Source organism: Terrabacter sp. Root85 (assembly GCF_001429185.1).
Classification (GTDB): Bacteria; Actinomycetota; Actinomycetes; order Actinomycetales; family Dermatophilaceae; genus Terrabacter.
This window is the reverse complement of the sequence record NZ_LMIW01000008.1, coordinates 385,859-398,635: the sequence shown is the minus strand read 5'-3', so window position 1 is coordinate 398,635 and position 12,777 is coordinate 385,859. Positions and strand designations below refer to the sequence as shown.

The following is a 12,777-nucleotide window of genomic DNA, read 5'->3' as shown; positions in this document are numbered from 1 at the left end:
GCCTCAGCGCATCACTCCCCCGGCGCGCAGCGCCGTGCGGATCATCGGCCACTGGAGCGGCAGCCGCGCGACGGTCGCGGCGAGGTAGCCCTGCCGCTTCGCGTCGTCCGGCTTCCGGTCGAGGCGACGCTTGGCGTGGCCCGTCATCCTGACGTTCGCCGGGAAGACCGCGACGAGAAGGGCCGCCGACGCGAGACCGGCCACGCGACGCGTGCGAGGGACGAACAGCCCCACGGCGCAGGCGATCTCGAGCGCGCCGGAGGCATACACGAGTGCGCGACGAGACGGCAGCTGCTTCGGCACCATCGCCTCGAAGGGCTCGGGCTTGACGAAGTGCATCGTGCCCGAGGTGAGGAAGAGGCCGGCCAGGGCGATGGCGTCCTTGCCGAGCGGGGCATTCGTCGCGGTCTTCATGAGCCCACCCTAGGCCGGGCTCCCGAGGACTCTAGAGCAGCACCGTCGTGAACGAGCCGACCTCGCGGAAACCGCACCGCTCGTAGGTCGCCCGGGCCGCGACGTTGAAGTCGTTGACGTAGAGCGACACCTCGTCGGCCAGGCCTGACAGCACCTGCTCGACGACGCTCGCCATGGCCGGCACCGAGAGACCCTGTCCGCGCAGCCGAGGGTGCAGCCAGACCCCCTGGACCTGGGCGCAGCCGAGGGCGAGCGAGCCGACGTCGGCCTTGAAGACGACCTCGCCGTCCTCGATCTTGACGAAGGTGTGGCCGGCGCGGATCAGCGCGGCGATGCTCGCCCGGTAGCCGCGGTCGGAGCCGAAGTAGGGCGGGTAGCCGATCTCCTCGGTGAACATGTGTGCCGCAGCGGGCAGCACGAGATCGACCTCGTCCATCCGCGCCGGGCGCACACCGGCGTCGAGGCTCAGGCCGAGAGCCGACGGGCGCGTGCGCGTCGTCAGCAGCGGCTGCTGGGTGCGGATCGCGCGAACAGGGCCCCACGTCGGGCCGAGCCGGTCCCACAGACCGCCGACCTGCCCGCTCGGGCCGAAGATCGAGGCGCACTGACGGCGCATCCTGCTGATCCGCGACGCGACGGCCGCGACGCCGTCGTCGTCGAGCTCCACCGGCACGACGTTGGCGCTGACCCAGGCGAGGCCGCGCAGCTCACCGTCCCCCCAGTGCCCGAGGAGCGCGCCCGGGGACGTGCGCAGCGATCCCTCGACGATGCGGGCGGCGACGAAGGCGTTGGCCACCCGGTCACGCGCGCACACCTCGAGCGCGGCGTCGTGGTCGACCACCGACAGCGGTCGCACGGGGAGGCGTTGGCGGAGCACCACCCAAGAGTGCCTGCCCGCGGGCCGGGTGTCACCCCGGCGCGCCTCACGAACCCGTCACGACCACCGTGCAGGCAGCTGCCGGAAAGCCGCCGGGCAGCTGTCGGGGTGGGTCTCAGCGTGGCGCGACGAGGACGGGCCGCTCGAGGTCGGTGTTGTCGAGCACCCACGTCGCACGGGCCCGCGGGTCGGCGGCCGCGAGGTAGAGCCGCTGGCCCTCGACGTAGCGGCGGTTCGCCTCCGCCGCCGGGTCGGGGTCGTGGCCGTCCCCGAAGCGGGCGTTGCCCCGGGGCACCGAGACGCTGAAGGGGACGTCGACCCAGACGGCGGCGTCCCAGGCCTCGGTGAGCTCGGGACGCTGGAGGAAGATCCCGTCGACGAGCAGCACCGTGTCGGGCCCGACGGCGACGGGGGCGGGCCGCACCGGCTCGTCGGCCTCGACGTCGTTGACGGCGGGGGTGACCGGCTCGCCCCGACGGAAGGGCTCGACGACGGCGCGCCGGAACGCGTCGTAGTCGTAGGAGTCCTCGTAGAAGGTCTCCGGCCCGCGACCCCGCGCGATGCGCTGGGCCCTGGGCCGGTGGAAGCCGTCGATGGTGACGCGCAGCACGTCACGCGCGGCGTCGAGACCGCCGATCACCTCGGCCAGCTGGTCGGCGAGGACCGTCTTGCCGGCGCCGTCGAACCCGTCGACCGCCACGGCCACGCGCTCACCCGGCCGGAGCGCGACGACACGCTCGGCGAGGTCGCGCAGGACGGCATACCGCTCGGTCGAGCGGACGGGGGCACGCACCTCAGCTGACGGAGACGCTCGGGGCCCCGGCCGACTCCTCGTCGACCGGCTCGCCCATCTCCTCGGCGAGACGCATCGCCTCCTCGATGAGCGTCTCGACGATCTGCGCCTCGGGGACGGTCTTGATGACCTCGCCCTTGACGAAGATCTGGCCCTTGCCGTTGCCGGACGCGACCCCGAGGTCGGCCTCGCGGGCCTCCCCCGGGCCGTTGACGACGCAGCCCATGACGGCGACGCGCAACGGGACCGTCATGCCCTCGAGGCCGGCGGTGACCTGGTCGGCGAGCGTGTAGACGTCGACCTGGGCGCGGCCGCACGAGGGGCACGAGACGATCTCGAGCTTGCGCGGGCGCAGGTTGAGGCTCTGGAGGATCTGGATGCCGACCTTGACCTCCTCGACCGGCGGGGCCGAGAGGGAGACGCGGATCGTGTCGCCGATGCCGCGCGAGAGGAGGGCGCCGAAGGCCGTCGCCGACTTGATGGTGCCCTGGAAGGCGGGGCCGGCCTCGGTGACACCGAGGTGGAGTGGCCAGTCGCCGCGCTCGGCGAGCAGCTCGTAGGCGCGCACCATGATGACCGGGTCGTTGTGCTTGACCGAGATCTTGAAGTCGTGGAAGTCGTGCTCCTCGAAGAGGCCCGCCTCCCAGACCGCCGACTCGACGAGCGCCTCGGGCGTCGCCTTGCCGTACTTCTCCATGATCCGCTTGTCGAGGCTGCCGGCGTTGACGCCGATGCGGATGGAGACGCCGGCGTCCTTGGCCGCCTTGGCGATCTCCTTGACCTGGTCGTCGAACTGGCGGATGTTGCCCGGGTTGACGCGCACGGCTGCGCAGCCGGCGTCGATGGCCGCATAGACGTACTTCGGCTGGAAGTGGATGTCGGCGATGACCGGGATCTGGCTCTTGCGCGCGATCGCCGGCAGGGCGTCGGCGTCGTCCTGGCTCGGGCAGGCCACGCGCACGATGTCGCAGCCGGAGGCCGTCAGCTCGGCGATCTGCTGGAGCGTCGCGTTGATGTCGGTCGTGGGCGTCGTCGTCATCGACTGCACCGAGACCGGGAAGTCGCTCCCGACACCGACCTTGCCGACCTGGATCTGGCGGGTCTGTCGCCGCGGGGCGAGGACCGGCGGGGGCAGGGGCGGCATACCGAGGGAGACGCTCATGCCGCCATTATGTCGCGCCCCGCCGAAGCGGGAGCCGGGGAGGTGGGATGGCCGTCTCAGCCTGCTCAGCCGAAGAGCTTGATCGGCTTGACGATGTCGGCGTAGATGAGCAGCACCGACATGGTGATGAGGACGAGGCTCATGCCGTACGCGATGGGCAGCCCCTTGGCGACGTCGACGAAGCCGGGGTCGGGACGGTGCCGCAGTCGCGCCCAGCCCCGCTTGACGGCCTCCCAGAGGGCTCCTGCGACGTGACCGCCGTCGAGCGGGAGCAGCGGGATGAGGTTGAAGACGAAGAGGGCCAGGTTGAGGGAGGCGATGAGCAGGATGAGCTGGGCGAGCTTGACCCAGTTGCCACCCTCGTCGGCCGGGATGTCGAGCGCCGCGACCTCGCCGCCGATGCGACCGACGCCGACGACGGAGATGGGGCCGTTGGGGTCTCGGGCCTCGGACCCGAACGCGGCCTGGACGACGCCGGTCATCTTCTCGGGGATCTTGACGATGATCGAGGCGGTGTCGACGATCCGGTCCCAGACGAAGCCGGGCGCCTGCGCGATGGGGGTGCGGACGAGCTCCTGGCCGGGCGTGATGCCCGCGAAGCCCATCGAGGCGAGGACGGGCTTGCCGTCCTTGGCGACGGGGTTGCCCTGGTCGTCGTACGTGGCGCGCTCGAGGACGGCGGGCGTGATCGCGATCGTGACCTGCTGACCGCCGCGCTCGACGACCCACGCCATCGTGGCGCCCTTGCTGTCGCGGATGGCCGCGGTGACCTGGTCCCACGTGCTGACCGGCTTGCCGTCGACGGAGAGGATGCGGTCGCGCTCCTGCAGGCCCGCGGCCTTGGCCGGCGCGACGGGATCGCCGGGCTTGCAGGCGGGCTGCGGCACCTGCAGCGTCGGGGCCGTCGTCGGCACGCACGCCGAGAGGAGTCCGACCTTGGGGGCCACCTGCGGCAGGCCGTAGAGCGTGATGACGCCCGTGATGAGGACGAACGCGATGATGAGGTTCATGACCGGCCCGCCGAGCATGATGACGATCTTCTTGCCGGGACTCAGCTTGTAGAAGACGCGGTCCTCGTCGCCGGGCTTGACCTCCTCCATCGAGTCGGCCCGGGCCTGGTCGACCATCTGGCTGAAGCGGCCGGTCGAGAGGGTGCGCAGCTCGCCGGGCTTGTCACCGGGGCGGGGCGGGAGCATCCCGATCATCCGGACGTAGCCGCCGAGCGGGATCGCCTTGATGCCGTACTCGGTCTCGCCACGCTTGCGCGACCAGACCGTCGGGCCGAAGCCGACCATGTACTGGGTCACCTTGACCCCGAACTTCTTGGCCGGCACGAGGTGGCCGATCTCGTGCAGCGCGATGCTGAGCGCCACACCGACGACGACGACCAGGACCCCTAGGAAGAACAGCACCCCTCCATTGTCACATCGACTTCCTGTGATTCCCGCGTCGATGTGTTCCACGGCCACCGGTGACCGTGGAACACCTCGAACCGTGGCCTACCCGGCGATGGTGCTCCGGGCGGTTTGGCGGGCCCAGGCGTCGGCAGCGAGGACGTCGTCGAGCGTGAGGTCGCTGACCCCTGAGGCCGGCTCGGCGGCATACGCGTCGACGACGTGCGCGACGGTGTCGACGATGTCGACGAAGCCGATGCGGCCCTCGTGGAAGGCGTCGACGGCGACCTCGTTGGCGGCGTTGTAGACGGCCGGCCACGTGCCACCGGCCTCCCCCACCCGACGGGCGAGAGAGACCGCCGGGAAGGCGTCGTCGTCGAGCGGCTCGAAGTCCCACGACTGCGCCCGGGTCCAGTCGACGGGCACGTCGGCGTCGGCGATGCGCTCGGGCCAGGACATCCCGAGAGCGATCGGCACGAGCATCCGCGGCGGCCCCGCCTGTGCGATCGTCGAGCCGTCGACGAACTCGACCATCGAGTGGATCATCTGCTGCGGGTGCACGACGACATCGATGCGCTCGAACGGGATGTCGAAGAGCAGGTGCGCCTCGATGACCTCGAGGCCCTTGTTGACGAGGGTCGCTGAGTTCGTCGTGATGACGCGGCCCATCGCGAAGTTGGGGTGCGCGAGGGCCTGCTCGGGGGTGACGTCGGCGAGCTCGTCACGCGACCGACCGCGGAACGGGCCACCACTCGCCGTGACGACGAGCCGGCGCACCTCCTCGGCGCGGCCGCCGCGCAGGCACTGGGCGATCGCCGAGTGCTCGCTGTCGACGGGCACGATCTGGCCGGGGGCCGCGAGCGCCTTGACGAGCGGGCCGCCGATGATGAGCGACTCCTTGTTGGCGAGCGCGAGCGTCGTGCCGGCGCGCAGCGCGGCGAGGGTGGGCTCGAGGCCGATGGCCCCGGTGATGCCGTTGACGACGACGTCAGCCTCCCGCGCGGCGATCGTCGTGCTCGCCTCGGGGCCGACGAGCAGCTCGGGGTCGTATGCCGTCACGCCGGCCGCGTCGGACGCGCGCGCGAGCGCTGCGGCGAGGTCGTCCGGCGTCCCGCTCGCGACGGCCACGACGGGGGTGCGGAGCGCGACGGCCTGTTCGGCGACGAGGTCGAGGTTGGAGCCGGCGGAGAGCCCGACGACCTCGAAGCGGTCGCGGTTGCGCTGGACGAGGTCGATGGCCTGCGTGCCGATCGAGCCGGTCGAGCCGAGCAGGAGGATGCGGCGGGGGCGCGCCGAGGTGTCAGTCACCCCGGCATTCTCCCGCAGGCCACGGCACTGCGGTCAGGCGGTCACTCCCCTCGACCGGAGCAGCTCGTCGCGTTTGAAGGCGTAGGCGACGGCCCAGGTCATGCGCAGGCGGTACATCCGGATGTCGTCGGCCCAGGACCACGGGCTGCTGCCGTAGTGGGCGGTCCAGTGGGCCTCGACCTCGTCGCGCTCCGGTCCCGGGGGCATGAGGTCGGCGTACCCGTGGCTGAACAGGGCGAGGTCCTCGCCGTCGACGTGCGCGACGCTCACCGCGGGCCGCGTCTCGAGGTGCTTGGCCTTGGCCGACGTGCCGGCGGTGCTGAACGTCCACGTGCCGTGGAGGAAGTGGCCGTCGAGGGCGCTGATGCGCGGCTCGCCCGCCGCGGTGACGGTGGCCACGGAGAGCACCTTCATGCCGGTGAGCAGCGCGACGAGCTGCTCGGCGGTCAGGGTGCGGTCGTCGTCGATGATGCTCCGCAGGTGGCCCGACGCCTTGGCGTGCGAGGCGTCGAGCAGGGCCTGGAGGGCGGCTGTCTCGTCAGGTGTCTCGAGCATCCTCCGACGCTAGCGCCGAGCACCGACGACGGACCTGATCGTCCTTGCTGACCTGGGCGGGCCCTCACCACCACATGGCCTCGCTCGCGGCATAGAAGCCGTCGTCGGTCCACATCCGCCACGGCCCGACGTCGTAGCCGGCCGCAGGTGCCGCGACGTGCGGCGGCGGGAGCAGGACGCTCGACGGGACGGACGGGCGGGCGCCGACGGCGTGGGCGGCGCCCGGTGCGGACGGACCGGAGGCCACCGGCGGCAGTGGCGCCCCGCTCGTCGGCGGGCGCGACGGGGGCGGCAGGTCCGGCACCTGGCCGGGCGGCAGGAAGCCGGTGCTCGGGTCACGTTGCGGGACGACACCGGCCTCGGCGACGTTCTTGACGACGGCGAGACGGGTGGCCATGAGCGCGGCGATCCCGGAGCCGTCGACGACGCGACCGGGCCCGGCGGGGAGCCAGCCGGTGAAGGTCTCGGTGAGGCGGGCGCCGACCGCGCACGGCTCGACCGTCGTGACGACGTCGGCCTCGTGGGAGGAGGTGAGGTCCCGCTCGACGGTCCGCCCGGGCTCCGACGCCGGGGTGAGGAGCGAGACCGAGGCGGCCCGGCGCCCGTCGTCGTGGCGGTGCACCGCGAGCACGTGCTCGCGTCCGGGCTCGTCGGCGAGCTCGAGGCGCACGAGCTGCTCGAGAGACGGCTTGAGCAGCTGCTCGGACGACGGCTGCTCGAGCAGCTCGCGGAGCCGGTCGGGGGCGACGGCGACCTCGATCGAGGCCGTCTCGTGCACGGGCAGGACCCCGGGGCCGCCGGCCGTGGCGACACCGTGTCCGACGAAGCCGCTCGCCATCGCCTCCTCGACCGGTCCGTCGGCCGTCTGGTCCGCCGTCCGGCTGCGCGGGTTCCCCTCGACGTCCGCCTTGAGCCCGAGCAGCGCCCGCGCCATCCAGGCCCGGGCGAACTCCGCCACGGGGTCTGAGGGTGCGAGGCCGTCGAGCCGCTGGGCGACGACGCAGCCGCCGTCGAGCGGCTCCACCGTCGTCGTCAGGGTGAGCGCCGTCGCACCGTCGGCCGACCGGGACACGACCTGGACCCCGTGCTCGACCGCGACGACGGTGCTGAGCCCGACCCAGAGCCGACCGTTCGACCGCCGCCAGACCCCGGCGAACTCAGGCAGTCCCGCCGGGCCCGCAGCCGGCAGGGCGAGCACCCGCACGCAGTCGACACCGAGCTCGGCCCCCGGCCCGGGGGCGACGAGGTGTGGCCAGACCTGCTCGGAAGGGCGCTCGACGAAGACCCGGTGACCGACGTCGCGCGCCACGACCGCGGGTGCCGGCTCGTCACGCCGGCCGCCCCGCTCCCCGAAGAGGCCGCGTAGAAGGCTCACGTGCCGCAGTCTCCCCCAGCGGCGCGGCGCCGTCAGAGGATTCGGACCATTGCCTCCTCGGGCATGATGACGACGTGAAGACGCTCGGCTCGCGCCAGGTCCTCCTCGGCGTGCTCGCCGTGGCCCTCGTCGTGCTGGCCTGGGTCGTCGTGCGCGCCGCACAGGGTCCGTCGTCCCCGGCCGCGTCCTCGGCCCGCGGCACCTCGGCCAGTGGTCCGGCCGCCAGCGGCACCCCTGCGACCGGCGACACCGACCCCGTCTCGGGCCTGCCCTGGGTCGCCGAGTCGGCCCTGCCCGCGCAGGCCCGCGAGACGATGGCCCTGATCCGCGCCGGCGGCCCGTTCCCCTACCCCCGCAGCGACAACCGCACCTTCGACAACCGCGAGCGCATCCTGCCGCCGCACACGAGCGGCTACTACCGCGAGTTCACCGTCGTGACACCGGGATCCGCCGACCGTGGGGCCCGGCGCATCATCACCGGCAGCAGCGGCGAGCGATACTGGACGGACGACCACTACGCATCGTTCAGCCGGATCAGGGAGGGCACGTGACGACGTTCCTGGGCCGGCACAGCGAGGCCGACGACCACATCGCCCAGCTCGCCTGGCTCGGCCACGACGTGCGCGTCGTCTCGGGCGGGAACGACAAGGCCGGCGTGCTCGACGCGTTCGCATCCGGACTCGAGCTGCCCGACTGGTTCGGGCACAACTGGGACGCCCTGCTCGACGCGCTGCGCGACCTCGACGGCGCCCGGGGCGTGCCCCTCGAGCTCGTCTGGGACCACGCCGCCACCCTGCGCGAGCACGACCGCGGCGCCTACGACACCGTCCTCGAGATCCTCGAGCAGGTCGCCGACGAGCGCGACGACCTCCACGTCACCGTCATCACCCGCTAGCCGGCGAGACGGCCGGGACCGCGTATGCCGTCACGGCACCCGCGTGCGACGGCGCGGGCGCGCGGACGCGACGGGACGGCACACGCCACGGGACGGCATACGCGATCGGGTGGGACGGCTCAGGAGACGAAGACCCGGTCGTCGATGAGCCGCTCGGTGACCTCCTGGCCCTCCGTGTGGAAGCGGCCGTGCTCGAAGTCCTTGGCGAACTCGAGCTCGACGTGGGCCTTGCCGTGGCGGTTCTTCTCGACGCTGACGACCGACCAGCCGCGGAAACGCTGGATGTTGCCGAGGTTGTAGACGAGGTGCTCTCGCGAGACGACATCGACCTTGTCGTTGACGATGAGCACGACGTCGGCCTCGAAGGCGAGCGCCGAGGAGCCGCGCAGGTCGTGCGTGCGCATCCGGTGTCCCGCGGCGAGCGCCTCCTTGTCGGCGGCCGAGATGGCGACGACGGGCACGCGGGCGGAGAGGGCCAGGTCCTTGAGCCCCTCGGCGACGGCGGTGATGCGATCGTCCTCCTCGCCCCGGTCGGCGGGCACCTTCTGGATGTAGTCGAGCAGCACGAAGGGCGCCTGGCCCGTCGCCTCCGTGACGCGGTCGACGGTCGCGCGGATCGTGTCGAGGGTCGTCGTCGCGCCGGACGACTCGTGGATCTGGAGCCGGTCGCCGTAGCTGCCGAGCGCCGCGAGGGCGCGTCGGCCGCCGGGCAGGCTGCCCAGCACGGTGTCGAGCGAGCCGCCGTGGTCGGCCGTCTCGAGCGCGCGCCGCACGTCGATGACCCCGGCCACCTCGCCGGGGTCGCCTTCGGCGGCCTCCATCGAGATGAGCCGTTCGAGCAGCGTGTGACTCTCGTGCTCGTAGGACAGGACGAGGGCGGTGGCGCCCGCGGCGACGACGTTGCGGGCGAGCTGGAGGCCGATCGTCGTCTTGCCGTGGCCGGCCGGCCCGCCGAGCAGGACGAGCTCACCGGAGCGCAGGCCACCGGTCAGGACGGCGTCGAGCGCCGGGAAGCCGGTCGACCACACGCGCGCACCGGCCGGCGACCCGCGTCGCAGCACGTCGTCGGTCTCGCTGAGCAGGGCGCCGAGCGGGCGCAGGGACCCCGCGTCGCGGGAGCCGGCTGGTGTCACCATGCGCAGATTGCACCACAGGGCGGCAGCGTGCCGGGCGGGTTCCGTGAATGTCCCGAAAGCGCGTGGGCTGCCGGCCCAGCCGTCGTCAGAGGGCGATGCCGACGTACTTCGTCTCGAGGTACTCGTCGATGCCCTCGAAGCCGCCCTCACGCCCGACGCCGGACGCCTTGACGCCGCCGAAGGGGGCGGCCGGGTTGGAGACGATGCCCTGGTTGACGCCGACCATGCCGTACTCGAGCGCCTCGCTCATCGTGATGGCCCGCGAGAGGTCCTGGGTGAAGAGGTAGGCGACGAGGCCGTACTCGGTGTCGTTGGCCAGGCGGATGGCCTCGGCGTCGGTGCGGAAGGTCGTGACGGGCGCGACCGGTCCGAAGATCTCCTCGCGGGCCATGTCGGCGTCGGTCGGCACGTCCGCGAGCACGGTCGGCTCGTAGAACCAGCCGGCACCCTTCGGGGCCGAGCCGCCGACGAGGACCTTCGCGCCCTTGGCGACGGCGTCGTCGACGAGGGCCGACACCTTGTCGCGGGCCTTCTCGTCGACGAGGGGGCCGACGTCGACGCCCTTCTTCGTGCCCTTGCCGAGCGTCAGCGCACCCATCCGGCGGGCCAGCTTGGCGCTGAACTCGTCGGCGAGCGACTCGTGGACGTAGAAGCGGTTGGCGGCGGTGCACGCCTCGCCCATGTTGCGCATCTTGGCGAGCATCGCGCCGTCGACGGCCCGGTCGACGTCGGCGTCCTCGAAGACGAGGAACGGGGCGTTGCCGCCGAGCTCCATCGAGACCCGCAGGATGCCCTGCGAGGCCTGCTCCATGAGCGAGCGGCCCACGGGCGTCGAGCCGGTGAAGGTCAGCTTGCGCAGGCGCGGGTCGCGGATGAGCGGCTCCATGACGTCGCCCGTCGTCGCGTGCGTCGTCATGACGACGTTGAGCACGCCGTCGGGCAGCCCGCACTCGCGGAGCAGCTCGGCCAGCGCGAGCATCGTCAGCGGCGTCTGGCTGGCCGGCTTGACGACCATCGTGCAGCCGGCCGCGATGGCCGGGCCTATCTTGCGGGTGCCCATCGCGAGCGGGAAGTTCCACGGCGTGATCATCAGCGTCGGGCCGACGGGCTGCTTCATCGTCATGAGCCGGGTCGCCCCGTTGGGAGCCGTCGACCAACGCCCCGAGATGCGCACGGCCTCCTCGGAGAACCAGCGGAAGAACTCCGCACCGTAGGTGACCTCACCACGGCTCTCGGCGAGCGTCTTGCCCATCTCGAGCGTCATGAGCATCGCGAACTCCTCCGCGCGCTCGGTGATCTTCTCGTAGGCCGACCGCAGCAGCTCGCCGCGGTCGCGCGGCGCCGTACGGGCCCAGTCGGCCTGCGCCGCCACGGCGGCGTCGAGGGCGGCCCGGCCGTCGGCGACCGACGCCGCCGCGACGTGGGTCAGCACCCGGCCGCTCGACGGGTCGTCGACCGCGATGGTCTGCCCGTCGCTGCCGTCGCGCCACTGCCCGCCGATGAGCAGGCCCTTGGGCACCGAGTCGATCACTGACTTCTGCGTCACCGCTGCCATGCCTGGAACCCTATTCCTGTCGTCGTGTCCACCGTCGGCCCCCTGTCCCTGCGAGTGCTGCTCAGCGTTCGTCGATGCCCCACGGGGAGCCGTAGCCCTCGGGCTTGGGTGCCGCGAGCAGGTCGAGGAACGGGACGGCGTCGAACGCCTCGGGACCGAGGACGCCGGCCCCCTTCCACGTGCCCCGGGCCAGCAGCTCGAGGGCGACGACGGGGTTGACCGCCGTCTGCCAGACGACGCACTGCGCATCGTAGGCCGCCATCGTCTCGGCGTTGTCGACGACGTGGTAGAGGTACGTGCGCCTGGGTTGACCGTCCTTGCCGGTGCCGGTCACGAAGAGGCCGGCGCACGTCTTGCCCGTCATCCGGGGCCCGATGGTCGCGGGGTCGGGTAGTGCCGCCGCGACGACGTCGCGGGGCGAGACCTGCACGCCCTTGACGGTGATCGGTTCGGTGCGGTCGAGGCCGAGGGTGTTCAGGACCTTGAGGATGGTGATGAACTCGTCGCCGAGGCCGTACTTGAAGGTGACCCGCCCGGCGTCGACCCAGCGCGGCATGAGGAGCACCTCCTCGTGCTCGACGTTGACGCACTCGACCGGCCCGATGCCCTCCGGGAAGTCGAAGACCTCGGGCTCGCTGAAGGGCGCGGTCGTGAACCATCCGCGATCCCTCTCCCAGACCACGGGCGGGTTGAGGCACTCCTCGATCGTCGTCCACATCGAGAAGCTCGGGGCGAAGACCTCGTTGCCGTCGTCGTCGTGCACGACGAGGTTGGCGCCGTCGCGCGTGCCGAGCTCGTCGATCTCGCTGAAGAGGTGGTCGGCGGCGTAGCGGGCGAAGACGTCGGAGAGCCCCGGCTCGACGCCGATGCCGACGAGCGCGAGGCGACCGTCGGCCTCCCACTCCCCTGCCACGGCGAACTGCTCGTCGCCGAGCATGACGCCGACCTTCTCGTAGGGCTGCTCGGGATGCCGCTGCGACAGGCTCATCGCCATGTCGAGGTAGTCGGCCCCGGCGGCCTTGGCGCCCGTGAAGATCGGCATGTTGAACTTCGGGTCGACGGCGTTGAAGACATGGGTCGCCCCGTGCTCGCGTGCGAGCGCCGTCACCGCCTCGGCCGACGAGGCGTCGACCTGGGCCGAGACGAAACGAGCCTCCCCGGGATGACGGCCGGCCACGGCCGCGACGGTGCGCTCGGCACGCGTCACGTCGTAGTCGGCGACGACCCAGCGCTCGAAGAAGCCACGCTCGGCGGCGATGCGCGCGGCGGCGTCACCGACCCCGCCGGAGCCGATCATGAGGACACGCATGGGC

The 12,777-nt window shown here is 72.2% G+C and carries 13 protein-coding genes; 2 read left to right on the top strand and 11 right to left on the bottom strand.

All coding sequences use genetic code 11. The annotated features are described in order from the left end of the window. Nucleotides 1–3: 3 nt before the first annotated feature. From ASE25_RS08400 to ASE25_RS08365, 8 genes are all read right to left on the bottom strand, one after another. Nucleotides 4–414, bottom strand: coding sequence for a MauE/DoxX family redox-associated membrane protein (locus ASE25_RS08400; protein WP_056824692.1), 411 nt, complete (start codon nucleotides 412–414; stop codon nucleotides 4–6). Nucleotides 415–445: 31 nt separating this feature from the next. Next, nucleotides 446–1,291 (bottom strand): GNAT family N-acetyltransferase, encoded by an 846-nt coding sequence (locus ASE25_RS08395; RefSeq protein WP_235508605.1) that lies wholly within the window; start codon nucleotides 1,289–1,291, stop codon nucleotides 446–448. 115 nt (nucleotides 1,292–1,406) lie between these two features. Next, complete coding sequence (locus ASE25_RS08390; RefSeq protein WP_056824689.1) at nucleotides 1,407–2,084, bottom strand: hypothetical protein; 678 nt, start codon at nucleotides 2,082–2,084, stop codon at nucleotides 1,407–1,409. Nucleotide 2,085: 1 nt separating this feature from the next. Then, nucleotides 2,086–3,246, bottom strand: a complete 1,161-nt coding sequence (gene ispG / locus ASE25_RS08385) for a flavodoxin-dependent (E)-4-hydroxy-3-methylbut-2-enyl-diphosphate synthase (protein ID WP_056769951.1) — start codon at nucleotides 3,244–3,246, stop codon at nucleotides 2,086–2,088. Nucleotides 3,247–3,311: 65 nt separating this feature from the next. After that, the gene (locus ASE25_RS08380; protein WP_056824688.1) at nucleotides 3,312–4,658 is read right to left on the bottom strand and encodes an RIP metalloprotease; all 1,347 of its coding nucleotides are present in this window, start codon (nucleotides 4,656–4,658) and stop codon (nucleotides 3,312–3,314) included. Nucleotides 4,659–4,745: 87 nt separating this feature from the next. After that, a complete protein-coding gene (gene dxr, locus ASE25_RS08375) occupies nucleotides 4,746–5,948 on the bottom strand; it encodes a 1-deoxy-D-xylulose-5-phosphate reductoisomerase (RefSeq protein ID WP_056824685.1) in 1,203 nt (400 codons plus the stop codon). Nucleotides 5,949–5,981: 33 nt separating this feature from the next. Further along, nucleotides 5,982–6,503, bottom strand: a complete 522-nt coding sequence (locus ASE25_RS08370) for a pyridoxamine 5'-phosphate oxidase family protein (protein ID WP_056769959.1) — start codon at nucleotides 6,501–6,503, stop codon at nucleotides 5,982–5,984. Nucleotides 6,504–6,567: 64 nt separating this feature from the next. Next, nucleotides 6,568–7,878 carry a hypothetical protein gene (locus ASE25_RS08365; protein ID WP_157623366.1) on the bottom strand — a complete coding sequence of 437 codons (1,311 nt, stop codon included), beginning with the start codon at nucleotides 7,876–7,878 and terminating at the stop codon, nucleotides 6,568–6,570. Nucleotides 7,879–7,952: 74 nt separating this feature from the next. Between ASE25_RS08365 and ASE25_RS08360 the strand changes: the two genes are divergently transcribed. After that, the gene (locus ASE25_RS08360; protein ID WP_056769965.1) at nucleotides 7,953–8,429 is read left to right on the top strand and encodes a ribonuclease domain-containing protein; all 477 of its coding nucleotides are present in this window, start codon (nucleotides 7,953–7,955) and stop codon (nucleotides 8,427–8,429) included. Next, nucleotides 8,426–8,773: a barstar family protein gene (locus ASE25_RS08355; protein ID WP_056824679.1), complete on the top strand. Its 348-nt coding sequence runs from the start codon at nucleotides 8,426–8,428 to the stop codon at nucleotides 8,771–8,773. Before ASE25_RS08360 ends, ASE25_RS08355 begins: the two co-directional genes overlap by 4 nt. 119 nt (nucleotides 8,774–8,892) lie before the next feature. Here the strand turns inward: ASE25_RS08355 and ASE25_RS08350 are convergent, their stop codons facing one another. From ASE25_RS08350 to ASE25_RS08340, 3 genes are all read right to left on the bottom strand, one after another. After that, nucleotides 8,893–9,909, bottom strand: a complete 1,017-nt coding sequence (locus ASE25_RS08350) for a DnaB-like helicase C-terminal domain-containing protein (protein WP_056824676.1) — start codon at nucleotides 9,907–9,909, stop codon at nucleotides 8,893–8,895. 85 nt (nucleotides 9,910–9,994) lie between these two features. After that, nucleotides 9,995–11,464 carry an NAD-dependent succinate-semialdehyde dehydrogenase gene (locus tag ASE25_RS08345; RefSeq protein WP_056824673.1) on the bottom strand — a complete coding sequence of 490 codons (1,470 nt, stop codon included), beginning with the start codon at nucleotides 11,462–11,464 and terminating at the stop codon, nucleotides 9,995–9,997. A gap of 61 nt (nucleotides 11,465–11,525) precedes the next feature. After that, the gene (locus ASE25_RS08340; RefSeq protein WP_056824670.1) at nucleotides 11,526–12,773 is read right to left on the bottom strand and encodes a saccharopine dehydrogenase family protein; all 1,248 of its coding nucleotides are present in this window, start codon (nucleotides 12,771–12,773) and stop codon (nucleotides 11,526–11,528) included. Between the last annotated feature and the right edge of the window lie 4 nt (nucleotides 12,774–12,777).

Excerpts from the sequence above, each read along its gene's own strand:
- ASE25_RS08400 (WP_056824692.1), bottom strand. The coding sequence starts at position 414 with ATGAAGACCGCGACGAATGCCCCGCTCGGCAAGGACGCCATCGCCCTG.
- ispG (WP_056769951.1), bottom strand. The coding sequence starts at position 3,246 with ATGAGCGTCTCCCTCGGTATGCCGCCCCTGCCCCCGCCGGTCCTCGCC.
- ASE25_RS08370 (WP_056769959.1), bottom strand. The coding sequence starts at position 6,503 with ATGCTCGAGACACCTGACGAGACAGCCGCCCTCCAGGCCCTGCTCGAC.
- ASE25_RS08350 (WP_056824676.1), bottom strand. The coding sequence starts at position 9,909 with ATGGTGACACCAGCCGGCTCCCGCGACGCGGGGTCCCTGCGCCCGCTC.
- ASE25_RS08345 (WP_056824673.1), bottom strand. The coding sequence starts at position 11,464 with ATGGCAGCGGTGACGCAGAAGTCAGTGATCGACTCGGTGCCCAAGGGC.
- ASE25_RS08340 (WP_056824670.1), bottom strand. The coding sequence starts at position 12,773 with ATGCGTGTCCTCATGATCGGCTCCGGCGGGGTCGGTGACGCCGCCGCG.